This window comes from Microbacterium thalli (genome assembly GCF_028737325.1).
Classification (GTDB): domain Bacteria; phylum Actinomycetota; class Actinomycetes; order Actinomycetales; family Microbacteriaceae; genus Microbacterium; species Microbacterium thalli.
Genome location: NZ_JAQZCH010000002.1, coordinates 153,299 through 176,883, shown reverse-complemented (window position 1 = coordinate 176,883; position 23,585 = coordinate 153,299). Strand labels below are relative to the sequence as shown.

The 23,585-nt window shown below is 70.9% G+C and carries 25 protein-coding genes; 10 read left to right on the top strand and 15 right to left on the bottom strand.

Features of this window, described 5'->3' with window-relative positions; genetic code table 11:
- Nucleotides 1-20: 20 nt before the first annotated feature.
- The gene (locus tag PUW82_RS08685; RefSeq protein WP_274221911.1) at nucleotides 21-899 is read right to left on the bottom strand and encodes a PHP domain-containing protein; all 879 of its coding nucleotides are present in this window, start codon (nucleotides 897-899) and stop codon (nucleotides 21-23) included.
- Between the two features lie 58 nt (nucleotides 900-957).
- On the opposite strand from PUW82_RS08685, the gene PUW82_RS08680 reads away from it, so the two are divergent.
- From PUW82_RS08680 to PUW82_RS08670, 3 genes are all read left to right on the top strand, one after another.
- A complete protein-coding gene (locus PUW82_RS08680) occupies nucleotides 958-1,977 on the top strand; it encodes an endonuclease/exonuclease/phosphatase family protein (protein WP_274221910.1) in 1,020 nt (339 codons plus the stop codon).
- Between the two features lie 38 nt (nucleotides 1,978-2,015).
- Nucleotides 2,016-3,437 carry an aminopeptidase P family protein gene (locus PUW82_RS08675; protein WP_274221909.1) on the top strand — a complete coding sequence of 474 codons (1,422 nt, stop codon included), beginning with the start codon at nucleotides 2,016-2,018 and terminating at the stop codon, nucleotides 3,435-3,437.
- 62 nt (nucleotides 3,438-3,499) lie between these two features.
- Nucleotides 3,500-5,221 (top strand): gamma-glutamyltransferase family protein, encoded by a 1,722-nt coding sequence (locus PUW82_RS08670; RefSeq protein WP_274222934.1) that lies wholly within the window; start codon nucleotides 3,500-3,502, stop codon nucleotides 5,219-5,221.
- Here PUW82_RS08670 and PUW82_RS08665 read toward each other — a convergent pair whose 3' ends face one another.
- Together PUW82_RS08665 and PUW82_RS08660 are read right to left on the bottom strand one after the other, a co-directional pair.
- Entirely contained in the window at nucleotides 5,222-5,893 is a 672-nt protein-coding gene (locus PUW82_RS08665) for an alpha/beta hydrolase family protein (protein WP_274221908.1), read from the bottom strand.
- Nucleotides 5,890-6,621: a YflT domain-containing protein gene (locus PUW82_RS08660; protein WP_274221907.1), complete on the bottom strand. Its 732-nt coding sequence runs from the start codon at nucleotides 6,619-6,621 to the stop codon at nucleotides 5,890-5,892. The genes PUW82_RS08665 and PUW82_RS08660 overlap by 4 nt, the downstream gene beginning before the upstream one ends.
- A gap of 51 nt (nucleotides 6,622-6,672) precedes the next feature.
- Here PUW82_RS08660 and PUW82_RS08655 point away from each other — a divergent pair, with 51 nt between their 5' ends.
- The 3 genes from PUW82_RS08655 to PUW82_RS08645 are packed head-to-tail and all read left to right on the top strand — an operon-like array spanning nucleotide 6,673 to nucleotide 9,601.
- Nucleotides 6,673-7,944, top strand: coding sequence for a magnesium transporter MgtE N-terminal domain-containing protein (locus tag PUW82_RS08655; protein ID WP_274221906.1), 1,272 nt, complete (start codon nucleotides 6,673-6,675; stop codon nucleotides 7,942-7,944).
- Nucleotides 7,944-8,468 carry a DUF1003 domain-containing protein gene (locus PUW82_RS08650; protein WP_274221905.1) on the top strand — a complete coding sequence of 175 codons (525 nt, stop codon included), beginning with the start codon at nucleotides 7,944-7,946 and terminating at the stop codon, nucleotides 8,466-8,468. Before PUW82_RS08655 ends, PUW82_RS08650 begins: the two co-directional genes overlap by 1 nt.
- Nucleotides 8,465-9,601: an Mrp/NBP35 family ATP-binding protein gene (locus PUW82_RS08645; RefSeq protein ID WP_274221904.1), complete on the top strand. Its 1,137-nt coding sequence runs from the start codon at nucleotides 8,465-8,467 to the stop codon at nucleotides 9,599-9,601. Before PUW82_RS08650 ends, PUW82_RS08645 begins: the two co-directional genes overlap by 4 nt.
- Here PUW82_RS08645 and PUW82_RS08640 read toward each other — a convergent pair whose 3' ends face one another.
- Entirely contained in the window at nucleotides 9,602-9,997 is a 396-nt protein-coding gene (locus PUW82_RS08640; RefSeq protein ID WP_274221903.1) for a twin-arginine translocase TatA/TatE family subunit, read from the bottom strand.
- A gap of 72 nt (nucleotides 9,998-10,069) precedes the next feature.
- Here PUW82_RS08640 and PUW82_RS08635 point away from each other — a divergent pair, with 72 nt between their 5' ends.
- Nucleotides 10,070-10,705: an O-methyltransferase gene (locus PUW82_RS08635; protein ID WP_274221902.1), complete on the top strand. Its 636-nt coding sequence runs from the start codon at nucleotides 10,070-10,072 to the stop codon at nucleotides 10,703-10,705.
- 62 nt (nucleotides 10,706-10,767) lie between these two features.
- Here PUW82_RS08635 and PUW82_RS08630 read toward each other — a convergent pair whose 3' ends face one another.
- The 3 genes from PUW82_RS08630 to dapE all read right to left on the bottom strand — a co-directional run bounded on the left by PUW82_RS08630 (nucleotide 10,768) and on the right by dapE (nucleotide 13,304).
- Nucleotides 10,768-10,941, bottom strand: a complete 174-nt coding sequence (locus PUW82_RS08630) for a DUF3117 domain-containing protein (RefSeq protein ID WP_023950528.1) — start codon at nucleotides 10,939-10,941, stop codon at nucleotides 10,768-10,770.
- Nucleotides 10,942-11,014: 73 nt separating this feature from the next.
- Nucleotides 11,015-12,217, bottom strand: coding sequence for a putative hexosyltransferase (locus tag PUW82_RS08625; RefSeq protein ID WP_274221901.1), 1,203 nt, complete (start codon nucleotides 12,215-12,217; stop codon nucleotides 11,015-11,017).
- Between the two features lie 10 nt (nucleotides 12,218-12,227).
- Complete coding sequence (gene dapE, locus PUW82_RS08620; protein ID WP_274221900.1) at nucleotides 12,228-13,304, bottom strand: succinyl-diaminopimelate desuccinylase; 1,077 nt, start codon at nucleotides 13,302-13,304, stop codon at nucleotides 12,228-12,230.
- 44 nt (nucleotides 13,305-13,348) lie between these two features.
- On the opposite strand from dapE, the gene dapD reads away from it, so the two are divergent.
- Nucleotides 13,349-14,299: a 2,3,4,5-tetrahydropyridine-2,6-dicarboxylate N-succinyltransferase gene (gene dapD, locus PUW82_RS08615; RefSeq protein WP_274221899.1), complete on the top strand. Its 951-nt coding sequence runs from the start codon at nucleotides 13,349-13,351 to the stop codon at nucleotides 14,297-14,299.
- A gap of 24 nt (nucleotides 14,300-14,323) precedes the next feature.
- On the opposite strand, the gene PUW82_RS08610 is transcribed toward dapD, so the two are convergent.
- On the bottom strand, nucleotides 14,324-15,928 hold the full coding sequence (locus tag PUW82_RS08610) for an L-lactate permease (RefSeq protein ID WP_274221898.1): 1,605 nt from the start codon (nucleotides 15,926-15,928) through the stop codon (nucleotides 14,324-14,326).
- Nucleotides 15,929-16,025: 97 nt separating this feature from the next.
- Here PUW82_RS08610 and ppk2 point away from each other — a divergent pair, with 97 nt between their 5' ends.
- Nucleotides 16,026-16,826 (top strand): polyphosphate kinase 2, encoded by an 801-nt coding sequence (ppk2, locus tag PUW82_RS08605; protein WP_274221897.1) that lies wholly within the window; start codon nucleotides 16,026-16,028, stop codon nucleotides 16,824-16,826.
- A gap of 64 nt (nucleotides 16,827-16,890) precedes the next feature.
- Here the strand turns inward: ppk2 and PUW82_RS08600 are convergent, their stop codons facing one another.
- The 6 genes from PUW82_RS08600 to PUW82_RS08575 form a co-directional block, all read right to left on the bottom strand.
- The gene (locus PUW82_RS08600; RefSeq protein WP_274221896.1) at nucleotides 16,891-18,183 is read right to left on the bottom strand and encodes a citrate synthase; all 1,293 of its coding nucleotides are present in this window, start codon (nucleotides 18,181-18,183) and stop codon (nucleotides 16,891-16,893) included.
- Between the two features lie 101 nt (nucleotides 18,184-18,284).
- Nucleotides 18,285-19,391: a succinyldiaminopimelate transaminase gene (gene dapC / locus PUW82_RS08595; RefSeq protein ID WP_274221895.1), complete on the bottom strand. Its 1,107-nt coding sequence runs from the start codon at nucleotides 19,389-19,391 to the stop codon at nucleotides 18,285-18,287.
- Nucleotides 19,388-19,714, bottom strand: a complete 327-nt coding sequence (gene fdxA / locus PUW82_RS08590; RefSeq protein ID WP_274221894.1) for a ferredoxin — start codon at nucleotides 19,712-19,714, stop codon at nucleotides 19,388-19,390. The genes dapC and fdxA overlap by 4 nt, the downstream gene beginning before the upstream one ends.
- 10 nt (nucleotides 19,715-19,724) lie before the next feature.
- Nucleotides 19,725-20,114: a DUF6113 family protein gene (locus tag PUW82_RS08585; protein WP_274221893.1), complete on the bottom strand. Its 390-nt coding sequence runs from the start codon at nucleotides 20,112-20,114 to the stop codon at nucleotides 19,725-19,727.
- Between the two features lie 9 nt (nucleotides 20,115-20,123).
- Nucleotides 20,124-20,438, bottom strand: a complete 315-nt coding sequence (locus PUW82_RS08580; RefSeq protein WP_274221892.1) for an AzlD domain-containing protein — start codon at nucleotides 20,436-20,438, stop codon at nucleotides 20,124-20,126.
- Nucleotides 20,435-21,160 carry an AzlC family ABC transporter permease gene (locus tag PUW82_RS08575; RefSeq protein WP_274221891.1) on the bottom strand — a complete coding sequence of 242 codons (726 nt, stop codon included), beginning with the start codon at nucleotides 21,158-21,160 and terminating at the stop codon, nucleotides 20,435-20,437. Before PUW82_RS08575 ends, PUW82_RS08580 begins: the two co-directional genes overlap by 4 nt.
- A gap of 49 nt (nucleotides 21,161-21,209) precedes the next feature.
- On the opposite strand from PUW82_RS08575, the gene PUW82_RS08570 reads away from it, so the two are divergent.
- Complete coding sequence (locus PUW82_RS08570) at nucleotides 21,210-21,551, top strand: DUF2200 domain-containing protein (protein ID WP_274221890.1); 342 nt, start codon at nucleotides 21,210-21,212, stop codon at nucleotides 21,549-21,551.
- 67 nt (nucleotides 21,552-21,618) lie between these two features.
- Here PUW82_RS08570 and typA read toward each other — a convergent pair whose 3' ends face one another.
- Complete coding sequence (gene typA, locus PUW82_RS08565; protein ID WP_274221889.1) at nucleotides 21,619-23,532, bottom strand: translational GTPase TypA; 1,914 nt, start codon at nucleotides 23,530-23,532, stop codon at nucleotides 21,619-21,621.
- Between the last annotated feature and the right edge of the window lie 53 nt (nucleotides 23,533-23,585).

The following is a 23,585-nucleotide window of genomic DNA, read 5'->3' as shown; positions in this document are numbered from 1 at the left end:
TCGCGTCGAACGGCGCCCGTCTATGCGTAGACGGGCGCCGTTCCGCTTCCCCGGGCGATGATCCGCGCCACCATGTCGTCCGCCGTGGTGTTCTCGCCGGGCAGGTTGGGCTTGCCCAGACCGTGGTAGTCGCTCGAGCCGGTCACGATCAGATCCATCTCGGTGGCGAGCGCGCGCAGCGCCCGCTTGCCGTCCGGGGTGTTCTCGCGGTGCTCGATCTCGAAGCCCGCCAGTCCCTGCGCGACCAGCTCGCGCAGCACCGCGGGCGCCATCATGCGTTCGCGACCGCTCGGCGAGGGGTGCGCGAGGATCGGCACTCCCCCGGCGGCGACGACGAGCGAGACCGCCGTGACGGGGTCCGGCGCGTAGTGCGGGGTGAAGTGCCCCTGACTCGGGTGCAGGATGCCGGCGAACGCCTCGGCCCGGTCGACGGCGAGACCCCGTGCGACGAGAGCGTCCGCGATGTGCGGTCGACCGACCGTTGCACCGGCTCCCGTCTGGGCGACGACGTCGTCCCATGACAGATCGTGCTCACGCGCGATGCTGCGCACGATGCGCTCGGCGCGGCCCACGCGGTCCTCGCGGATGCGTTCCATCTCGGCGCGCAGCCGGGGGTGATCCGGATCGAACAGGTACGCCAGCAGGTGCACCGTGCGCCACTCGTGCCGGGCGCTCAGTTCCATGCCGGGCAGGAGCGTCATCCCGAGCGACGCGGTCGCCTCGGCGGCCTCGGCCCACCCGGCGGTCGTGTCGTGATCGGTCAGCGCGATCGTGCGCAGCCCGTGCCGGTGCGCGGCCAGGACGACGGCGGCGGGCGGCTCGGTGCCGTCCGATCGCAGGGAGTGCAGGTGCAGGTCGCTCGGCCCGCTGAATGCGTGCGCGCGCGCCGTCGTCTCCATTCACCACAGCGTAGCCGCGCCCGGCGATCATCCAGGGTGGCTCTCCTAGAGTCGAGGCGTGAAGCGCGTGCTCGGAGCCCTCATCGTCGCGCTGTTCGCAGCCGCCGCTGCGGTCGTCACGTGGCCGCAGCTGTTCCGGCTCGAGCGCGAGTTCCCCTTCGCCCAGGCGGTGTCGTTGCGCCCCCTGCTCGTCGGAGGCTTCGCGGCGGTCGCCCTGCTCTTCCTCCTCTTCGGCCTCGCCCGTCGCATCCGCGCCTTCTGCCTGTGGGTCGCTCTGATCTCGCTCGTCGCGGCCGGCACCGGCGCCGGCATCCTCGCGACCCGCGGGCTCGGCGCCGAGACGCTGCCCGAGAAGGACGCCGACAGCATCCGCGTGATGACCTGGAACACCGCCGGACCGGCGACGGACGCCGAGACGATCGCCGAGACGGCGGTCGCGATGCAGGCCGACATCGTCGCCCTACCCGAGACCACCATGGAGACCGGCCGCGCGGTGGCCGTCGCGATGGGTGAGCGCGGCACACCGATGTGGGCGCACGTCGACCGGTACGAGGGGCCCGACACCTGGGACGCCAACTCGACCGCGCTGCTCATCTCGCCCGAGCTCGGCGATTACGCGGTGATCGAGTCCGAGGCGGGCGGCACCTCGAACACGACGATCGTGCCCAGCGCGGTCGCGATGCCGGTCGACGGCGACGGTCCCATCGTCGTCGCCGTGCACGCGGTCGCTCCGCGCACCTCCGCGATGGACGGGTGGCGCAGCGACCTGCAGTGGCTCGCGGACCAGTGCGCGACGGACGACGTCATCATGGCCGGCGACTTCAACGCGACGCTCGACCACATGGCGCGCCTCGGCGTCGATGACGCCGATCTCGGCCGGTGCCACGATGCGTCGAAGCAGACCGGCAACGGCGGCATCGGCACGTGGCCGACGGCGCTGCCGGCGCCGCTCGGGGCGCCGATCGACCACGTCATGGCCACGTCGTCGTGGCGGCCCACCGGGTCGGTCGTCCTGTCGTCCCTCGATCACAGCGGCAGCGACCATCGGCCGCTCGTCGTCCAGTACACGCGCCGCTGAGACCGCCGCTCCGCGCCGTCGGGTGCGAGACTGGAGGCATGAGCACGAGCGAGACCGACACGACCGGAACCGAGGCCGCTGCCCCCGAGGCGACGGACGAGAACACCAACCGGCGTCAGCCGTTCCCGCGCGGATTCCTCGACACGATCTCCGAGGGATGGGCCGACCGCGCCGAGGTGACCGTCTCGCCGCGCGCACAGGCGCCGTTCGCTGCGGCGCGCCGTGAACGGCTCTCGACGGCCTTCCCCGGCCGCCGACTGGTGATCCCCGCCGGCTCACCCAAGCAGCGCTCGAACGACACCGATTATCCGTTCCGCGCCCACTCCGCGTTCGCTCATCTGACGGGCTGGGGCAGCGACGCCGTTCCCGACTCCGTGCTCGTCTTCGACCCGACGCCCTCCGGTCACGACGTGACGCTGTTCGTCCGTGATCGCGCCGACCGCACGACACCCGAGTTCTACGCGGATGCCTCGGTCGGAGAGTTCTGGATCGGTCCGCGTCCCGCGCTGGCCGCCGTCGCCGCCGACCTGGGGATCGCCACGGCTCACCTCGACGAGGTGGAGCTGCGCGCGGACGACCTGGTGCTCGAGGACGATGCCGACCTCACGCGTGCGGTCTCGGAACTGCGTCTGACGAAGGACGCTTACGAGGTCGAGCAGATGCGCGCCGCCGTCGCCGCGACCGGCCGGGGTTTCGACGACATCGTCGCCGACCTGCCGCGCATCATCGCCACCCCCCGCGGAGAACGGGCCGTCGAAGGCGTGTTCCACCTGCGCGCGCGCACCGACGGCAACGGCGAGGGGTACGACACCATCGCGGCATCAGGACCGCACGCGTGCTACCTCCACTGGACCCGCAACGACGGACCCGTCGTCCCGGGCGACCTCATCCTCATCGACGCGGGCGTCGAGGTCGACAGCCTCTACACCGCCGACATCACGCGCACCCTCCCCGTCTCGGGACGCTTCACCGACATCCAGCGCCGCGTCTACGAGACCGTGCGCGAGGCGGCTGACACCGCCTTCGCGGCGGCGCGTCCGGGGGTGACCTTCCGTTCGATCCACGAGGCGGCCATGGGCGTCATCGCCCACCGCGTCGCCGAGTGGGGCCTCCTCCCGGTCACGGCCGAGGAAGCCCTCGAAGCCGACCGCGGCGGTCAGCACCGCCGCTACATGGTGCACGGAACGAGCCACCACCTCGGCATCGACGTCCACGACTGCGCGCAGGCCCGGCGCGAGATGTACTACGACGGCGTCCTCGAGCCCGGCATGGTCTTCACGATCGAGCCCGGCCTGTACTTCCAGATCGACGACCTCACCGTGCCCGAGGAGTATCGGGGGATCGGCGTGCGCATCGAGGACGACATCCTCATGACCGAGACGGGGCCGGTGAATCTCTCGGCCGACATCCCGCGCACGGCCGACGAGGTCGAGGCCTGGATCGCGCGTCTCGCCTCGTGAGCCCCGCCTTCTCCGCCGCCCCGCCCCTGACGACGCGCCCGCTGTTGACGGGCACCTTCGGGATGACCGCGTCGACGCACTGGTTGGCGACCGCCGCGTCGCAGGCGGTCCTCGAGCGCGGGGGGAACGCCTTCGACGCCGCCGTGGCCGGGGGGTTCGTGCTGCAGGTGGTCGAGCCGCACCTGAACGGTCCGGGCGGAGACCTCGTGGGGCTCTTTCACGCCGCCGCCGATCGCGAACCGCGCGTGCTCATGGGCCAGGGGCCGGCACCGGCCGCGGCGACGATCGAGCATTTCCGCGGCGAAGGTCTCGAGCTCGTGCCGGGCGCGGGTGCGCTGGCTGCGGCGGTACCCGGCGCCGTGGATGCGTGGCTCATCCTGCTGCGCGACTACGGCACCTGGGAGCTCGCCGACGTCCTGGCCTATGCGATCGGTTACGCCCGGGACGGCCACCCGCTGCTCGCCTCCGCCGCCGCGACGATCGCCCGCGTCGCCGATCTCTTCACCGAGTCCTGGCCGACGTCAGCGGCATTGTGGCTGCGCGACGGACGACCCCCGCAGGCCGGCGACCTCCACCGCAACCCGGCCCTGGCCGACATGTACGACGGCCTCGTCGCGGCGGGAACGGGCGCTGCGGATCGCATCGCACGCATCGAGGCCGCGCGCACCGAGTGGAAGACGGGGCTCGTCGCCCGGGCGGCATCCGCCTTCGTCGCCACGCCGCATCGGCACGCCACGGGCGGGGATCACGCGGGCGTCATCAGGGCGTCCGACTTCGCCGCATTCTCCGCCGGCTACGACGAGCCGCTGGTATGCCGGTTCCGAGGCCGCACGATCGTCAAGCCGGGCGCCTGGACCCAGGGCCCGGTGCTGCTGCAGGCGTTGGGGATCCTCGATGGGATCCCCGACGAAGCGCTCGACCCGGGCACGGCGGACGGCGCCCATCTCGTGCTGGAGGCGCTGAAGCTCGCGCTGGCGGATCGGGACGCCTACTTCGGGGACGGCGTCGACGTGGCGGACCTGCTCGACCCGGCGTATCTTGCGGAGCGACGCGACCTCATCGGCACGGATGCCTCGGTCGAATGGCGACCCGGATCGACGCGCGGACGCGAGCCCCATCGCCCGCCCTTGCGCACCGACGCGCGCCCCGCGGCCGCCGGCACCGGCGAACCGACCGTCGCCCGCTCGGGCCAGACCCGCGGCGACACGTGCCACATCGACGTCGTCGACCGGTGGGGGAATATCGTCGCGGTCACACCGTCGGGCGGGTGGCTGCAGTCCTCGCCGACGATCCCCGAGCTCGGGTTCGCCCTCGGCACGCGTCTGCAGATGGCCTGGCTGGACGAGGACTCCCCCGCCGCGCTGCGCCCCGGCTTCCGCCCGCGGACCACGCTGTCGCCCACCCTCGTGATGAGCGGCGACCGCGCCGACATCGCGCTCGGCACGCCCGGCGGTGATCAGCAGGACCAGTGGCAGCTTCCGTTCCTGCTGCGCGTCCTGGTCGGCGGTTGGAACGCCCAGGCGGCGATCGATGCGCCGACCCTGCATACGACCGCCATGATCGACTCCTTCTGGCCCCGCACCTGGACGCCCGCCGGCGCCGTCGTGGAAGACCGGATCGGCGACGACGTCATCGCCGCGCTCACCGTGCGCGGTCACGCGGTCACCCGAGCGGGTGACTGGGCTCTCGGCCGAATCTCGGCGGTGGGCGTCGACCGTGACGGCGGAACGGTGTGGGCGGCGGCCAACCCGCGCGGTGCGCAGGGGTACGCCGCCGGCCGCTGATCACCGTCGCGAGCGTGCGCTGATCCAGGCGCGGGCGAGATCGGCGATCCCGGCGCCGACGACCGACGCGTCGCGCGGCCCGCCGGCGGTCTCGAACGAGTGGCGACCACCCTCGACCCACTGCAGCTGCGCATCCTGACACGCGGCCACGGCGGCCTCGAGATCCGTCAGCGGGTCCACGAAAGGATCCCGCGTGCCCGACACGAACAGCTGCGGCTGCTCGACGAACGGGAGGTGCTCCGTGCGCGGGCGATCCGGGCGCCCCGGCGGGTGCAGCGGGTACCCGAGGTAGACGAGCCCATCGGGCGAGATGGCCCCCTCCGCGGCCGCGACCGATGCCATCCGTCCGCCGTACGATTTCCCGGCCGCGATGATGGACAGACCGGATGCCGTGCCGCGCACCGCCTCGAAGACGGTTCGCCACGTCGCGACCGCGTGAGCCGCGGGGCCGGGCAGCCGCCGACCGGCGACAACGTAGGGGAATGGGAACCGGACGACGGTGAGCCCGGTCGAGGCGCACCGCGCGGCGAACCCGTCGAGGAAGGGATGCTCCGGCCCGGCGCCGGCGCCGTGCGCGAGGACGACGCACGCCTCGGGGTCGTCAGCGTGGTTCCAGATGAGCGGGACGCTCACCGTTCCGGTCGGCAGCGCGACCGAAACCGCGGGAGTCATCGCCGTGTGTCGTCTCCCGGCAGCGGCTCGGGTGCCGTGGGCAGTTCGGGGCCGGGCGCCTCGCCGCCGGGTACCGGTCCGGTGGCGGGAGGCTGCACCGGCGCAGACCCGCCGGCGGGAGAGGTGGCCGGCGGCGCCGCGGGCGTCGAACCCGGAGCGGCGGGGCCCGGGGCGGGCCGCTCGGTCGGCGGAGCCGGTACCGGGTCGATCCGCTCGCCGTATCGGGGCGGGCCGTCGGGCACCGTGGGGGCCGGGGCAGCAGGACGCGCGGGCGCGACGTTGAGCGCGCCCCGAGCGCGTTGCACGTTGGCCGCCTGCACCGTCACCTCGTAATGATCGGCGGTCACCTGCGTCACCGAGGCGAAGTCGCGGCGCCGCCGGACGAGGGCGAACATCACGAGGCTCATCATCATGCCGATCGCGACGCCCACGAGCATCACGCCGAGGAACAGCTGCAGCGCGGCATCCGGGGTGCCGAAGACGAAGATCAGCGAGAAGATGAGGCCGAGCAGGATGCCGTTGATCGCACCCGTCCGGGCGGCGGTGGCGTACCCGAGCCGGCCGGTGACCGTCTCGACGGACCGCAGGCCGAAACCGACGATCGCGATCTCGCGGGCCGGGATGTCGGCGGCGATGAGCGTCGACACCGCCTTCTGCGCAGCCTCGTAGGACGCGAACTCGGCGACCTTCTCGCCCGTGACCGGGGGCGTTCCGCCCATCATGCTCATCACCCCATCTTGTCACGGGCCCACCTGCCGGTCGCCGACTACGCTGGAGCGGTGAGTACGCAGAGGGTTTTCGTCGCGCGCCTGGTGGGTTGCGTGGTCTTCGATCCCGCTGGCGACCGGCTGGGGAAGGTGAGAGACGTCGTCGTCATCTTCCGCAAGGCCGACCCTCCGCGCGTCATCGGCCTCGTCGTCGAGATCCCGGGGCGACGACACGTCTTCCTCTCGATCGGCCGCGTGACCTCGATCGCGACCGGGCAGGTGATCACGACGGGCCTCATCAACGTGCGACGGTTCCAGCAGCGCGGCGGCGAGGTGCGCGTGATGGCCGAGCTGCTGGGCCGCAAGGTCTATCTGCGCGACGGATCCGGCGGAGGCGTGATCGAGGACGTCGCGATCGAGCGCAACCGTCTGGGCGACTGGGACATCGGCCAGCTGTTCCTGCGCCGGCCCAAGACGAGCGCCTCGCCGTTCGCGAAGGGGCCCACGACGTTCGCGACCTGGGCCGAGGTCCGCGAGGACCAGACCGCCGGAGAGGCGCAGTCCGCAGAGCAGCTCGTGGCGACGTACTCCGAGCTCAAGCCCGCCGACCTCGCGAACACCCTCCTGGACCTTCCCGAGGACCGGCTGCTCGAGGTCGCCGAGGAACTGCCCGACGACCGCCTCGCCGATGCGCTCGAGGAGATGCCGGAGGACGATCAGGTGCACATCCTCGAACGGCTCGGCGACGAGCGCGCCGCCGACATCCTCGACGCCATGGAGCCCGACGATGCGGCGGACCTGCTCGGGCAGCTGCCCGAAGGCCGTGTCGAGCAGCTCCTCGACCTCATGGAGCCTGAGGAGGCCGAGGACGTCCGTGCGCTCCTCGAGTACGGCCCCGACACCGCGGGTGGTCTCATGACGAGCGATCCGATCGTGCTGTCGGCCGAGGCCACGGTCGCCGAGGCGCTGGCGCTGATCCGCCGCCACGAACTGCATCCCGCCCTCGCCGCGTCGGTCTTCGTGACCCTTCCGCCGTACGAGACGCCGACCGGCCGGCTCCTGGGAACCGTCCACTTCCAACGGATGCTGCGGTACCCGCCGCACGAACGACTGGGATCCATCATCGACGACACCGTCGACCCCGTCGCGGCGTCGTCGTCGGCGGCCGAAGTCGCGCGCATGCTCGCGAGCTACAACCTCGTCTCTGTGCCCGTGATCGACCAGGCCCACCGCCTCGTCGGCGTGGTCAGCGTCGACGACGTGCTCGACCATCTCCTGCCCGACGACTGGCGCTCGCAAGACGTCGAGCCGCAGGAAGCCGCGGCCCTGCGAGGAAGACGATGATGGCGCGCTCACCCAAGAAGGTCTCCCTCGAGGCGCCCCGGGGTCGTCGCTCGGTCGTGCTCGGAACGCGGACCCCGCAGCCCTCGCGCGACCGGTTCGGGCGCTTCACCGAGTGGGTCGCCCGTGCGATGGGCACGCCGCAGTTCCTCGGGATGCTGTCGCTGTTCTGCATCCTGTGGATCGCGTGGAACACCCTGGCGCCCGAGCAGGTCCAATTCGACTCGGCCGACCTCGGGTTCACCGCTCTGACGCTGGTGCTGTCGCTGCAGGCGTCGTATGCGGCCCCGCTCATCCTGCTCGCGCAGAATCGCCAGGACGACCGCGATCGCGTGCAGATCGAGCAGGATCGTCAGCGCGCCGAGCGCAACCTCGCCGACACCGAGTACCTCGCACGCGAGGTCGTGGCCCTGCGCCTGGCGATCTCGGACCTGACCGACGGGCTGGTCACGAAAGAGGCTCTGCGTGCCGAGCTCAAGACCGCGCTCGAGCGCATCGACGCCGACGATCGGCCGGACGCCCGATGACGGCCGAGGCGGTCCGCGCGGCCGTCTCGGCGGTGCGCGACCCCGAGCTGCGGCAGCCTCTCGGCGACCTCGACATGGTGCGCGAGATCGAGCTCGCCGATGGCCGCGCGCGCGTCGGCATCGCGCTCACGATCGTGGGTTGCCCCGCCGCTGACCGCATCGAACGCGACGTCCGCTCGGCCGCGCTCTCGGTCCCGGGCGTCGCGGCGGTCGACGTCGTCGTGGGCGTCATGACGCCGGACGAACGCGCGGCCCTCACCACTCGCCTGCGCGGCGACCGTGGAGCCCGCGAGAACCCGTTCGGCCCGGACTCGTTGACCCGGGTCGTCGCGATCACCAGTGGGAAGGGCGGCGTCGGGAAGTCGACGCTCACCGCGAACCTCGCCGTCGCGCTCGCCCGACGCGGCCTCGCCGTCGGGCTCATCGACGCCGACGTCCACGGGTTCTCCATCCCCGGCCTGCTCGGGCTCGTCGGCGACGACGGTCTGCCCCCGCAGCCGACCCGCATCGACGGCCTCATGCTCCCCCCGATCGCGCACGAGGTGCGCACGATCTCGATCGGGATGTTCCTGCCGCGCGACGCCGCGGCCCCCGGCGCGGTCGCCTGGCGCGGTCCGATGCTCCACCGCACGGTCTCGCAGTTCCTCACCGACGTCTACTTCGGCGACATCGACGTGCTGCTCATCGACATGCCGCCCGGCACGGGCGACGTCGCGATCTCGGTCGGGCAGCTGCTCCCCCACGCGGATGTCGTCGTCGTGACCACACCGCAGTCCGCGGCGGCCGATGTCGCCGTGCGCAGTGGTCTGGTCGCCCGTCAGACGGGGCAGCGCGTGGTCGGCGTGGTCGAGAACATGGCGGCCATGAGCCTTCCCGACGGAACGACGCTCGATCTCTTCGGCGCCGGAGGCGGTGCCGCCGTCGCGGCGGCGCTGTCGAGCGACGCCGACGTGCCGCTGCTGGGCTCGGTGCCCCTCAGCCCCACGCTCCGCGGTGATGCCGACGCCGGACGGCCCGTGGTCGTCGCGCATCCCGACGATCCCGCCGCGCGGGCCATCGTCGACATCGCCGACGCGATCGCGCGAGACGGTCGCGGCCTCAGCGGACGCCCGCTGCCGCTGCACGTGCGCTGATCAGGTCGCTTCGTCGTCGAAGGGCACGACCGCATCGCGGTCGAACCGCAGGTGCGCCGCGCCGGCGGCATCCATCCCCACCGCCGACGCCGTCGTGATCGCCGCGCCGGCTGCGGCGGCCCGCACCGCTGGAACCGGAGCATCCTCGAGCAATGCGTCGCGGATGATCCGCCGCGGGTCGTACTGCCGGGGGTCGAGCTTGCGCCACTCGACCTCGGAGAACTCGGGGCCCATCTCGTCCTTGACTCGGTCCTTCGCGCCGTTGACCCACTCGCGCGCTCGCACGGTGAAACGCGCGAGCGCCTCGGCGAGCTGCGGAAGCCGCTCGGGTCCGAGGAGAAGGACAGCTGCGACCCCGATGAGGATCAGCTTGTCCCCGTCTAGGCCGAAGAACATGCCCTCCAGATTACCCGTGCGCCTCGCGGGGCGGAGCCTCGGCGACGCGTACGCTGGCGGGAGGAGGCACATATGGGCGATCAGGAAGCGATCCGCAGATTCGCGATGGAAGCGACGGTGGAACCGGAGCACATCGCTCGTGCGCGCGCTCACGCCCTCGAGATCGGCGCAGCGCCGGTGAGCCCGCCCGTCGGCGCGCAGTGCGCGGTGCTGGCGGCGGCGACGGGTGCGCTGAACATCGTCGAGATCGGGACGGGCGGCGGCGTGTCGGCCCTGTGGCTGCTGCACGGCTCGCCGCGAGCGACGCTCACCACCATCGACATCGAGCCCGAGCACCTCGCCGTGGCCCGCCAGTCGTTCTCCGAGGCGAAGGTGCCGCCGGCACGCGCCCGCTTCATCACGGGCCGCGCGGCCGACGTGCTGCCGCGGATGAACGAGGCCTCGTACGACATCGTGCTCGTCGACGCCGACGCCGACGGCGTCATCGACTACGTCGAGCACGGCCTGCGCCTCGTGCGTCCGGGCGGCATGGTCCTGGTCCCCCGCGTGCTCGCGGGCGGGGCCCTGGCGGACCCGGTGCGTCGGGACGACGTCACCCGCGCCTACCGCACCCTCATCCGTGAGACGCAGTCCTCGCCCGCCGTCCTCGGCGCGCTCTCGATCGTCGGCGAGGGTCTGCTGCAGCTGACGACGGTCCCGCGCGCCTGAGGCACGCTCTGCGAACGAGAACAGCCGGCCCCGCGGGGCCGGCTGTTCTCGAGAGGTGGTCGTCAGGCTGCGCCGACGACTCCGCTCAGGACGCTGTGGAGTTCCTTGGCCTCTTCATCATTGACCGAGACGACCAGGCGCCCTCCGCCTTCGAGGGGGACACGCACGATGATCAGGCGCCCCTCCTTCACGGCCTCCATCGGTCCGTCTCCGGTTCGCGGCTTCATGGCTGCCATAACGGCTCCCTTTCATCATGAGGACTACCTGAAGAGTTTATCGTGCAGCGAACGTCCAGCGTTGACATGCAGGTCACGGGACCTGCGTGAAAGTGTTCCCCAGGGCGTACATGTTGTAGATCCACCACCACTGCGCCGCGGCGCCGACGATCGCGACGCCGACCCGCCACGCGGTCGACCGCGGTGCGGCGACGGCGCCCCAGAGCGGCGACAGGGGCACCAGCAGGCGGAAGGTGCTCGACTGCGGGAAGAACACGGCGAGCAGGTACAGCAGGTAGCTGGCCGACCATAGTCGCAGCGGAACGCCGAGCCGGCGCACACGGCGGTCGAACAGCAGCGTCAGTGCGATCGCGACGACGAGCGCCGTGAGCGCGGCCGGGCCGAGCCAGGCCGGCAGCCCCCAGACCTCGAACCAGAGCGCCGCGGCGCGCACGGCGCCGTCGAACGGGACGAACCCTCCGTGGTCGCCGATCCAGGAGCGCCGCCACGCCAGTTCGGTCTGCAGGTACGCACCCGCATCGCCGGTGACGATGCCGGTGATGACCGGCCAGGCGAACCCGCAAGCCGCGGCGAGCAGCCCGCTGACGACGATGTGGACCACGTCGCGGGCGGGCAACGCCTGGCGCCCGCGGCACAGCCACCGCCAGATGCCGTAGAGCGCCAGCAGCAGCGAGAACGCCAGCACTCCGGGACGCGTGAACGCCATCAGCGGCACCCACAGGTACAGCCACCACCACGCCCGCCGCTCCACCGCGCGCAGAGCGAGCAACAGCCAGAGCAGGAACAGCGCCTCGGCGTACCCGAGCTCGAACAGCGCCCCCATCGGTCCGGCGGCGAAGAAGACCACGCCCCACATCGCCGCCCTGCGCCCGACGCGGTCGCGCAGCAAGGCGTACAGCGCCCAGGACGCCGAGTAGCCCGCGACGACCGAGACGAGGGGCGCGGCGATCGGGTAGCCGCCGACGACGACTCCGAGCGCGTTCGCGATCCACGGGTACACCGGCATGAACGCCCAGGCGTTCTCGGCCACGTTGCCGGCCGCGTCGAGGGGCAGCTCGGTCGGATACCCGCTGTAGGCGATGAGCCAGTACCACTGCGCGTCCCAGCCCATCGTGAGCGAGCCGAGCGTCGCGTCGGCGCCGAAACGGGATGCCGGACCGCTGAGCTCGGCGGCGATCAGAAGGAACGCCGTCGTGAGGATGCGCGAGCCGAGATAGATCAGGCCGACGGCCGCCGGCACCGGCAGCCGCAGCCAGAAACGTCGACGCGTCGTCATGCGACGTCGATCACGGAGCCGACAGCCACGCTCGCAGACCGCGCTCGACCGCGTCGATCTGCGCCACCGGCACACGTTCCTCGTCGTGGTGCGCGAGAGACGGGTCGCCGGGGCCGTAGTTGACGGCGGGCACGCCCAGCGCCGAGAACCGCGCGACATCGGTCCAGCCGTACTTCGGCCGCGGCTCCGCTCCGACGGCAGCGACGAACTCGCGCGCGAGCGGCGCGTCCAGGCCGGGGCGTGCTCCCCCGGCGAGATCGACCACCTCGACCTCGTAGCCGTCGAAGAACCGCTCGACGACGGCGACCGCCTCGTCGATGCTGCGGCTGGGCGCGAAGCGGTAGTTGACCTCGACCTCGCACAGGTCGGGGATCACGTTGCCGGCCACGCCACCCGACACGCGCACGGCATTGAGGCCTTCGCGGTACACCAAGCCCTCGACCTCGACCTCTTCGGGGGTGTGATCAGCGAGGCGCGCGAGGATCGGTGCTGCGCGATGGATCGCGTTGTCGCCGATCCATGCGCGCGCGCTGTGCGCCCGCACGCCGCGGGTGCGGACGATCGCGCGGAGGTTGCCGTTGCAGCCGCCCTCGACCTGCCCGTTCGAGGGCTCCCCCAGGATCGCGAAATCGCCGGCGAAGAGGTCTGGGCGGTTCGCGGCGAGTCGGGTCAGCCCGTTGAGCTCGGCGGCGACCTCCTCGTGGTCGTACCACATCCAGGTGATGTCGACGCGGGGCGCGACCAGCTCGGCCGCGAGCTTGAGCTGCACCGCGACGCCCGCCTTCATGTCGACGGTTCCGCGCCCCCAGAGATACTGCGCCCCGTCCTCGACCACCGGGCGCGTCGGCAGGTTGTCGTTGATCGGCACCGTGTCGATGTGTCCGGCGATCACGACCCGCTGCGCGCGGCCGAGCTGGGTGCGGGCCACGATCGTGTCGCCGTCGCGCACGACGTCGAGGTGGGGCAGGGCCGAGACGGCGGCGAAGATCGCGTCGGCGAGCGTCGTCTCGTCGTCCGACACGCTCGGGATGTCGCAGACGGCCCGGGTCAGATCGACGCTGGGCAGGGACAGATCGAGCTCAGGCATGCCGCGAGTCTATCGACGGCCACCGCACCGATACCCTGGAAGGCATGAACGAACGGTGGGCATGGGGCGTCGGACTCGCGACGTCGAGCAGCGATGGAACGACACTCGACGCCTGGTTCCCCGAGCCCGCGCTCGGCAGTCCTGCGGCGGCCGAGGCCGCAGCGGCGATGGTCGCCTGGGCGCCGTCCGCATCCGCTGACGAGCGCCGCGGCGTGTCGGTCGAGGCCGTAACGGTGACGATCGATCTGGATGCCGCCCCGGCGTCCACCGCCGACGCCTACCTGCGCCTGCACGTGCTGTCGCACCGCCTCGCGGCGCCGAACACCGTCAACCTCGACGGCATCTTCGGCCACCTGCCCATCGTGGCCTGGACGACCGCGGGACCCATGCACCCCGACGAGGCGGCCCGGCGCCGCGCGCAGTTGCAGCGCGACGGCATCCAGGTGCACAGCCTCGACAAGTTCCCGCGCCTGCTCGACTACGTCACGCCGTCAGGCGTACGCATCGCCGACGCGTCGCGCGTGCGGCTGGGGGCCCACCTCGCCTCCGGCACCACCGTCATGCACGAGGGCTTCGTCAACTTCAACGCAGGCACCCTCGGGACGTCCATGGTCGAGGGCCGCATCTCGCAGGGAGTCGTGGTCGGCGACGGCAGCGACATCGGCGGCGGCGCCTCGATCATGGGCACGCTCTCGGGCGGCGGCAGCCACCGCGTCTCGATCGGTCGGCGTACCCTGCTCGGCGCAAATGCCGGCATCGGCATCTCGCTGGGTGACGACTGCGTGGTCGAGGCGGGTCTCTACGTCACCGCAGGGTCCAAGATCGTCCTCGCGGACGAGCCGGTCACCGCGTCGGGGGCCCGTCCCACCGCTAAGGGCGCCGAGCTCTCCGGGCGTGACGGCATCCTGTTCCGCCGCAACTCGGTGACGGGTGCGATCGAGGCCGTTCGTCGCGCCGGTGTGGGCGTGACCCTCAACGAGGCCCTGCACGCCTGACCGCCGTCGTTTCCTTCGTCTGCCTCAGGCGATCGCCGCCAGCAAACCGCACCAGAGGCAGATGAAGGCCAGCATCCCCACGCTGTACCAGATCGACGCCCGCAGGATCTCGGATTCGCGGCCGGCGAGTCCCACGGCGCCGGCTGCGATCGCGATCGACTGCGGCGAGATGACCTTCGCCGCGTTGCCGCCAGCCGTGTTGGCGCCGACGAGGAGCGCCGGGTCGACCGCCAGCCGTTCCGCCGTCGCGACCTGGAGCGGGGCGAACAGGGTGTTGTTGTTGACGACCGACCCGGTGAGGAAGACGCCGATCCACCCGATGATCGGAGCGAGGACCGGGAAAAGGGGGCCGACGGCCGCCAGTGCGGTGCCCATGGACGCCGATCCGCCCGAGTGATTGGCGATGTTCGCGAGCACGAGGATGATCGTGATCAGGACGAGGGCTGGCCACAGCTCGGCGAGCGTGGTGCGCAAGGTCCGCGCGAGGTCGGCGGCGCGCAGCTGCGGCGTGGTCCAGAACGAGATCAGCACCGCCAGCAGGATCGCGGTGCCGGTCGCATTGATCGGGGTGAAGCTCCAAGCGGCGGTGACGACCGATCCCGTCGCCGTCTGCACGCTGCCGGTGAGGCCCGGCATCGGCACCGCGGGCGCCAGGGCCGCGAGCGGCCCGTCGGCGACGAACAGGTTCTTGAACACCGGCAGGCTCCACACGAGGATGACCGCGGTGAGGATGTAGAACGGGCTCCACGCAGCCACCACGTCCGAGAAGCTCGTGCGCACCACCTCGGGCTCGGGGGCATCGGGCTCGCGATACACGCGCCGGGGTTGCCACACCCGACCGAGCAGGAAGAGGGCGACCATCGCCGCGAGTCCGGAGCTCAGGTCGGCCAGCTCGGGCCCGAGGAACCACAGCACGCCCGCCTGGACGCCACTGAAGACGATGGTCACCACGAGCGTCGCCGGCCAGGTCTCGCGCAGGCCGCGCACGCCGTCGAGGATCACCACCAGCAGGAACGGGATCAGCAGCGTCAGCGGCTGCAGCACGAGCACCATCGCACGCGAGAGTTCGTGGACGTCGATGCCGCTCACCTGGGCGCCGACGATCACGGGAATGCCGATCGCACCGTACGCTCCTGCGCCGGCGTTGGCCACGAGCGAGATCATCGCCGCCTTGACGGGGCGGAACCCGAGCTGCACGAGCAGTGCGGCGCAGATCGCGATCGGCACGCCGAATCCCGCCGCACCCTCGAGGAACGCCCCGAACGCGAAACTGATGAGCAGCACTTGGATGCGCTGATCGGTCGAGATGCCACCGATCGACGACCGGATGACGTCGAAGCGGCCACTCGCTACGGCGAGCTTGTACAGCCACACCGCCATCACGATGATGTAGGCGATCGGCCAGACCGCCGTCAGTGCTCCGAGCAGACTCGCCCCCGCGAGCGCGGAGACGGGCATCCCGAACGCGAACACCGCCACGGCGATCTGCGCGACCAGCGCGATCAGGCCGGCGCGGATGCCGCTCAGCCGCAGCACCACGAGCGCGACGAGGAACACGACGATCGGAAGGGCCGCGACGACGGCGGAGAGAACCAGCGAGCCGAGCGGGTCCGTCGTCTGAGTCCACATGTGCATCTCCCGGGGATCGCGAGGCCGACGGGAACACCCTAGTGCCGCGCGGTCCGCCACGACGAGGGGCGTATGCTCGCGGCCAGGAGGTGGTTCGATGGTCGAACGTCTGCCCAAGAAGCTCTACGAGGCCGAACTGAAGCGTCTGCAGGCCCAACTGGTCGACATGCAGGCGTGGGTCCAGGCGACGGGGGCGCGCATCGTCGTGATCTTCGAGGGGCGCGATGCCGCCGGCAAGGGATCGACGATCAAGCGCGTCACCGAGTACCTCAACCCGCGCGTCGCCCGCATCGTCGCGCTGCCCGCGCCCACCGAGCGAGACCGCAGCCAGTGGTACTTCCAGCGCTACGTCGCGCACCTGCCCGCCGCCGGCGAGATCGTGCTGATGGACCGGTCGTGGTACAACCGCGCCGGCGTCGAACGGGTCATGGGCTACTGCACGAACGAGGAGTACCACCGCTTCCTCCACCAAGCGCCCATCTTCGAGCGGATGCTCGTCGAGGACGGCATCCTGCTGCTGAAGTACTGGTTCAGCGTGTCGGACGTGGAGCAGGAGAAGCGGTTCCGCTCCCGCAACGAAGACCCCATGCGCCGCTGGAAGCTCTCGCCCAACGATGTCCTGTCGATCACGAAATGGGAGGACTACTCGCGCGCCAAGGACACGATGTTCGTACACACCGACATCCCCGAGGCGCGCTGGCACGAGGTCGACAACGAAGACAAGCGGCGCGGACGGATCAACATGATCCACCATCTGCTGCAGCAGGTGCCGTACGAGGTCGTCGAACGGCCCGAGATCGAGATCCCTCCCCGGCCGCCCTCCGGCGGGTACGACCGGCCGCCGCAGCAGCTCGACGGGTATGTGCCCGACTACGCGGCGACGCTGCTCGCGGACTGATACGCGAGAAGGCCGGTGACGTCCTGGGGACGCACCGGCCTTCTCTTCGCCGTCGGCGGCTCGACTACGAGACGGGGTAATCCCGCTCGCCCGCGCCGATGTAGAGCTGCTGCGGACGCCCGATCTTGGTCTGCGGGTCGCTCTGCATCTCGCGCCAGTGCGCGAGCCAGCCCGGCAGGCGACCGATGGCGAACAGCGGCGTGAACATGCGCGTGGGGAAGCCCATCGCCTTGTAGATGACGCCGGTGTAGAAGTCGACGTTCGGGTACAGCCGGCGCTCGCGGAAGTAGTCGTCGCTGAGCGCGATCTCCTCGAGCTCCTTGGCCAGATCCAGCAACGGGTCGACGACGCCCAGCTCGGTCAGCACCTCGTCGGCGGACTCCTTGACGAGCTTGGCCCGCGGGTCGTAGTTCTTGTAGACGCGGTGCCCGAAGCCCATCAGCTTCACGCCGTCTTCCTTGTTCTTGACCCGCTCGACGAAGCGCTCGACGCTCTCGCCCGAGTCGCGGATGCGCGCGAGCATGTCGAGGACGGCCTCGTTGGCACCGCCGTGCAGCGGACCGTACAGCGCGTTGATGCCTGCCGAGATCGACGAGAACTGGTTGGCGCCGGTCGAGCCGACGAGGCGCACCGTCGAGGTCGACGCGTTCTGTTCGTGGTCCTCGTGCAGGATCAGCAGACGCTCCAGCGCACGCGAGACGACAGGATTCACCTGGTACGACTCGGCGAGCACGCCGAAGTTGAGCTTCAGGAAGTTGTCGACGAAGCTCAGTGAGTTGTCGGGGTACAGGAAAGCCTGTCCGACGCTCTTCTTGTGCGCGTACGCCGCGATCACCGGGAGCTTCGCCAGCAGGCGGATCGTGTTCAGCTCGACGTGCTCGGGGTTGTTCGGGTCGGACTGGTCCTCGTAGTACGTCGAGAGAGCAGCCGTCGCCGCCGACAGCACCGACATCGGGTGGGCCGTGTGGGGCAGCGAGGAGAAGAACCGCTTGAGGTCTTCGTGCAGCAGCGTGTGACGGCGGATGCGGTCGTCGAAGTCCGCGAGCTCGTCCGCCGTCGGCAGGTCGCCGTAGAGCAGCAGCCACGCGACCTCGAGGTAGGTCGAGTGCTTGGCGATCTGCTCGATCGGATAGCCGCGGTAGCGCAGGATGCCCTGGTCGCCGTCGATGTAGGTGATGGCGGAGCGCGTAGCCGCCGTGTTCACGAACCCGTAGTCGAGGCTGGTGTGCCCGGTCTGCTTGGTGAACGTCGAAAAGTCGACGCTGGGAACTCCAGCGGTTCCTGGCAGCACCGGCAATTCCGCGGTGCGGTCACCGATGGTGACGGTGGCCTTCTGCGGGGTGCCCGTGTCGTTCACGAAGCCTCCTTGCGATCGTCCGGTGCGGTCATTACAGCCTATCGGGCGCACGGGCCTACTCCGTACGTCGCCAAGGGATGGGCGGATGCGTAGGAGAAAACCTACGAAACGGCGAGGCGTCCCGCCGCCGCCTCGATGCGCTCGAGCGGGGCCGTGAGCGAGAAGCGGACGTGCTGCGGGTAGTGCTCGCCGTAGAAGTGACCGGGACCGGCGAGGATGCCGCGTTCCGCGAGCCATCCGAGCGTGGTCCACGCGTCCTCTCCGGCGGTCGCCCACAGGTACAGCCCCGCCTCGCTGTGCTCGATCCGGAACCCGGCCGCCTCGAGCGCGGGGCGCAGCACGTCGCGACGCGCGCGGTACAGCTCTTTCTGCGCGGCGACGTGATCGTCGTCGTGCAGAGCCGCGACCATCGCGTGCTGAACCGGGAGCGGGAGCATGAGCCCCAGGTGCTTGCGCGCCGTCAGGAGACGACCGACGATGTCTGCGTCGCCGGCGAGGAAGGCCGCGCGGTACCCGGCGAGGTTGGACTGCTTGCTCAGCGAGTAGACCGACAGCAGACCGGCGCGGTCGCCGTCGTGGACCCGCGGGTCGAGGATGCTGGGCACGACCGCGTCCGCCCAGGCTCCGTCCCACCCGAGCTCGGCGTAGCACTCGTCCGAGACCACGACCGCACCCAGCTCGCGAGCACGCGCGACGATCGCGCGCAGCTCGGCGACATCGAGGACACGTCCGTCGGGGTTGCCGGGCGAGTTCACCCAGACCAGGCGCGTGCCCGCCGGGAAGTCGGCGGGGTCGTCGGCCGCGACCGGCGTCGCCCCGACCAGGCGCGCGCCGACCTCGTAGGTCGGGTATGCGGCGCGGGGGTGGACGATGACGTCGCCCGCTCCGAGTCCGAGGAGCATCGGCAGCAGGGCGACGAGTTCCTTCGACCCGATCGTCGGCAGGACGTTCTGCACCGTCAGCCCCGCGACACCGCGGCGTCGCGCGTACCAGGCGACGATCGCCTCACGCAGGTCGGGCGTGCCCACCGTCTGCGGATAGGCGTGCGCATCGGTGGCCGCGCGCAGCGCGGCCGCCACGACCTCGGGCGTCGGGTCGACGGGTGAACCGATCGACAGGTCGACGATGCCGTCCGCGTGTCGACGTGCCGTCTCGGCGTACGGGGCGACGGCGTCCCAGGGGTAGTCCGCGAGATCCCGGACGCTCAATGCCCCTCCCCCTGCGGCGGCAACCCGGCCACGAGGGGATGGTCCTTCGCGATGACGCCGATCTTGGCAGCGCCGCCCGGCGATCCGAGGTCGTCGAAGAACTCGACGTTCGCGGTGTAGTAGTCCTGCCACTCGCTCGGGAGGTCGTCTTCGTAGTAGATCGCCTCGACCGGGCAGACCGGCTCGCACGCGCCGCAGTCGACGCACTCGTCCGGATGGATGTAGAGCGAGCGCTCCCCCTCGTAGATGCAGTCCACGGGGCATTCGTCGATGCAGGCGCGGTCCTTCACGTCCACGCACGGAAGAGCGATCACATAAGTCACGAGATCGAGTCTAGTTCGTGTGTACCCGACGAGCCGCCGCCAGCGACGGCCAGCCGACGACGATCGCCACCACCACGGGCAGCGCGAACGTCCAGATGAGACCGGTGCTGAGCTGGCCCTCCGGGGGCGCGGGAACGACGACCGAACCGCCCGGGCCGCGACCCGAGAAGACGATCGTGGCCACGAGCGCGCCGAGCCCGCTCGCCAGGGCGACCCATCGGTCGCCGGTGAGCAGCCGGAGCCCGGCGACGAGTCCGGTGACACCGATGATCGCGACGATGAGCCCCACGGGGAGCACGCCCCACGTGTATGCCTGGCCGATGGTGCCGGCCACGCCGTAGACGACACCCGCCACCGCCGCCACCGCCCACCCGGCGATGCGGGGCCAGATCTGTGTCACCGCTTCATCCTAGGCGGCCCAGCCGACGGCCCGAAGCGCCGCGGCGACGCCCGCCGCCGCGACGACCACCAGCAGGAACGGTGCGCGGAGCACGAGCAGCACGGCGGCGGCGATGACCGCGGGCACCCGGGCATCGACCACGATGGCAGTGCCCGACCCGAGCGTCTGCACGACGACGAGCGCGGCGAGCAGCGCGACGGTCAGCTGATCGATCGTCCGTTGCGCGCGCGGACCGTCGAACCAGCGCGGCGGCAACAGGTACCCGACCGCCTTGAGCGCGACGCACACGATCGACGCGACGAGGATTCCCGTCCAGAGCGTCACGGCAGACCCTGCCGTTCCGCGACGTCGTCGGGCTCTCCCCCGGCTCGCCGCGCGGGCAGCGCGACAGCCACCACGATCGCCACGACTCCGGCGACGAGGACGGGCACGCCGGGCATCGTCACGGGCGTCGCGACGGCCGCGACCACCGCGGCCGCGACACCCACGACCACCGCCTCGCCGCGCCGCAGCCGCGGCCACAAGAGCGCGAGGAACGCCGCCGCCGCAGCGGCATCCAGTCCGTACGCGCGCGGATCGCCGAGCACATCGCCGAGCAGCGCCCCCACGAGCGTGAAGAGGTTCCAGCCGGCGTAGATGCCGATGCCCGTGACCCAGAAACCGATGCGCCGAGCGCGGGCGTCGCTCTGCGCGAGAGCCACGGCCGCCGACTCGTCGATCGTGAACGGCATGGCTGCGAGACGCCGCGCCGCTCCCCCGCCGATGATCGGCGCCATGCGCAGGCCGTAGGCGACGTTGCGCACCCCGAGCAGCGCCGCCGACGCGATCGCGGCGGGGATCGCCGACAGTCCGCCGGATGCCACGACCCCGACGAACGCGAACTGCGAGCCGCCCGTGAACATCAGGAGGCTGAGGACGCACGTCTGCCAGATGTCGAGGCCCGCGGCGACACCCAGCGCTCCGAACGAGACGCCGTACGCGCTCGTGGCCAGCGACACGCCGAGGCCATCGCGCCAGGCCTGACGTGAAGCGGCATCCTGTTGCACCGTCCGATGCTATCGATGCCCCGGTGGCGCGCCCGGTAGCCTGGCGGGCATGAGTCGCGTGTTCACGATGAGCGTCGCGTCGGTGTACGTCCATTACGTCGCCAAAGTCGAGCGCAAGGGGCGCACCCGCGCCGACGTCGACGAGGTCACCCGGTGGCTCACCGGCTTCGATCAGGCGGAGCTCGACGCGCACCTCGCCGGCGGTACGACGTTCGCGGACTTCTTCGCCCAGGCCCGACTGCATCCGAACGCGGAGATGATCACGGGCGTGATCTGCGGCATCCGCGTCGAGGAGATCGAGGACCCGCTGATGCAGAAGATCCGCTATCTCGACAAGCTCGTCGACGAAGTGGCGCGGGGCAAGGACATGTCGAAGGTCCTGCGGCACTGACCGCACCGCGGAATGAGACGACCCCGGAGCCGCGCGGGCATCCGGGGTCGTCGTCAGCGTCCGATGATCAGGAGCCGGCGTCCTGACGCTTGGCACGCGAGGCGGCACGGCCGCGCTCGGTCGCGTCGAGGACGACCTTGCGGATGCGCACCTTCTCGGGGGTGACCTCGACGCATTCGTCGTCGCGCGCGAACTCGAGCGACTCCTCGAGCGTCAGCACCCGCGGGGGCGTCATGGACTCGAAGGAGTCGGAGGTCGACGAGCGCATGTTCGTCAGCTTCTTCTCCTTGGTGATGTTCACGTCCATGTCGTCGGCGCGCGAGTTCTCGCCGATCACCATGCCCTCGTACACCTCTTCGGTGGGCTGCACGAAGAAGCTCATGCGCTCCTGCAGGGCGATCATCGCGAACGGCGTCACGACGCCCGTGCGGTCCGCCACGATCGAGCCGTTCTGACGCGTCGAGATCGCGCCGGCCCACTCGTCGTAACCGTGGAAGATCGCGTTGGCGATGCCGGTGCCGCGCGTGATGGTGAGGAACTCGCTGCGGAACCCGATGAGGCCGCGGGAGGGCACCACGAACTCCATACGCACCCAGCCGGTGCCGTGGTTGGTCATCGTCTCCATGCGGCCCTTGCGCGCAGCCATCAGCTGCGTGATCGCGCCGAGGTGCTCCTCGGGCGCATCGATCGTGAGGTGCTCGTAGGGCTCGGTGAGCTTGCCGTTCTCGTCGCGGCGGGTGACGACCTGCGGCTTGCCGACGGTCAGCTCGAAGCCCTCGCGGCGCATGTTCTCGACGAGGATCGCGAGGGCCAGCTCGCCGCGGCCCTGCACCTCCCACGCGTCGGGGCGGCCGATGTCGACGACCTTGAGCGAGACGTTGCCGATGAGCTCGCGATCGAGGCGGTCCTTCACCATGCGCGCGGTGAGCTTGTGGCCCTTGACCTTGCCCATGAGCGGCGAGGTGTTCGTGCCGATCGTCATCGAGATCGCGGGGTCGTCGACCGTGATGGCCGGCAGCGGCCGGACGTCCTCGGGATCGGCGATCGTCTCGCCGATCGTGATCTCCTCGATGCCGGCGATGGCGACGATGTCACCGGGACCAGCCGACTCGGCGGGGAATCGATCGAGCGCCTTCGTGATGAGCAGCTCGGTGATGCGGGCGTTGCTGTGGGTGCCGTCGTGACGGACCCATGCGACCGTCTGGCCCTTCTTGAGCGTGCCGTTGAAGACGCGCAGCAGGGCGAGGCGGCCGAGGAAGGGGCTCGAGTCGAGGTTCGTCACCCACGCCTGCAGGGGCGCCTCGTCGTCGTAGGCCGGTGCCGGGACGTGCTCGAGGATCGCCTCGAACAGCGGCTCGAGGTCGTCGTTGTCGGGCAGGTCGCCGTTCTCGGGACGGTTGCGGGATGCCGCGCCGGCGCGGCCCGACGCGTACACGACGGGCACGTCGAGCAGGGCGTCGACGTCGAGGTCGGGCACGTCGTCGACGAGGTCGCCCGCGAGCCCGAGCAGCAGGTCGTGGGCCTCTTCCTCGACCTCGGCGATGCGGGCGTCGGGACGGTCGGTCTTGTTGACCAGGAGGATCACCGGCAGCTTGGCCTCGAGCGCCTTACGCAGCACGAAGCGGGTCTGCGGGAGGGGGCCCTCGCTCGCATCGACGAGGAGCACGACGCCGTCGACCATCGACAGACCGCGCTCGACCTCGCCGCCGAAGTCGGCGTGGCCCGGGGTGTCGATCACGTTGATCGTCACGGGGACGTCGGTGTGCACGCCGTTGTAGGTGATCGCCGTGTTCTTGGCGAGGATCGTGATCCCCTTCTCGCGCTCGAGGTCGTTCGAGTCCATCGCGCGCTCTTCGACGTGCGCGTGCTCGCCGAACGAGCCGGTCTGGCGGAGCATGGCGTCGACGAGCGTCGTCTTGCCGTGGTCGACGTGCGCGACGATCGCGACGTTGCGGAGGTCAGGACGAAGGGCGTGCGCCATGAAGGAATCCTCAGGATGAAGGGAAAACGCCGGGATGCCGACGCTCCAGTTTA

Coding starts and splice junctions, on each gene's coding strand:
- PUW82_RS08685 (WP_274221911.1), bottom strand. CDS start 899: ATGGAGACGACGGCGCGCGCGCACGCATTCAGCGGGCCGAGCGACCTG.
- PUW82_RS08675 (WP_274221909.1), top strand. CDS start 2,016: ATGAGCACGAGCGAGACCGACACGACCGGAACCGAGGCCGCTGCCCCC.
- PUW82_RS08670 (WP_274222934.1), top strand. CDS start 3,500: ATGACCGCGTCGACGCACTGGTTGGCGACCGCCGCGTCGCAGGCGGTC.
- PUW82_RS08665 (WP_274221908.1), bottom strand. CDS start 5,893: ATGACTCCCGCGGTTTCGGTCGCGCTGCCGACCGGAACGGTGAGCGTC.
- PUW82_RS08660 (WP_274221907.1), bottom strand. CDS start 6,621: ATGAGCATGATGGGCGGAACGCCCCCGGTCACGGGCGAGAAGGTCGCC.
- PUW82_RS08650 (WP_274221905.1), top strand. CDS start 7,944: ATGGCGCGCTCACCCAAGAAGGTCTCCCTCGAGGCGCCCCGGGGTCGT.
- PUW82_RS08645 (WP_274221904.1), top strand. CDS start 8,465: ATGACGGCCGAGGCGGTCCGCGCGGCCGTCTCGGCGGTGCGCGACCCC.
- PUW82_RS08640 (WP_274221903.1), bottom strand. CDS start 9,997: ATGTTCTTCGGCCTAGACGGGGACAAGCTGATCCTCATCGGGGTCGCA.
- PUW82_RS08635 (WP_274221902.1), top strand. CDS start 10,070: ATGGGCGATCAGGAAGCGATCCGCAGATTCGCGATGGAAGCGACGGTG.
- PUW82_RS08630 (WP_023950528.1), bottom strand. CDS start 10,941: ATGGCAGCCATGAAGCCGCGAACCGGAGACGGACCGATGGAGGCCGTG.
- PUW82_RS08625 (WP_274221901.1), bottom strand. CDS start 12,217: ATGACGACGCGTCGACGTTTCTGGCTGCGGCTGCCGGTGCCGGCGGCC.
- dapE (WP_274221900.1), bottom strand. CDS start 13,304: ATGCCTGAGCTCGATCTGTCCCTGCCCAGCGTCGATCTGACCCGGGCC.
- dapD (WP_274221899.1), top strand. CDS start 13,349: ATGAACGAACGGTGGGCATGGGGCGTCGGACTCGCGACGTCGAGCAGC.
- PUW82_RS08610 (WP_274221898.1), bottom strand. CDS start 15,928: ATGTGGACTCAGACGACGGACCCGCTCGGCTCGCTGGTTCTCTCCGCC.
- ppk2 (WP_274221897.1), top strand. CDS start 16,026: ATGGTCGAACGTCTGCCCAAGAAGCTCTACGAGGCCGAACTGAAGCGT.
- PUW82_RS08570 (WP_274221890.1), top strand. CDS start 21,210: ATGAGTCGCGTGTTCACGATGAGCGTCGCGTCGGTGTACGTCCATTAC.
- typA (WP_274221889.1), bottom strand. CDS start 23,532: ATGGCGCACGCCCTTCGTCCTGACCTCCGCAACGTCGCGATCGTCGCG.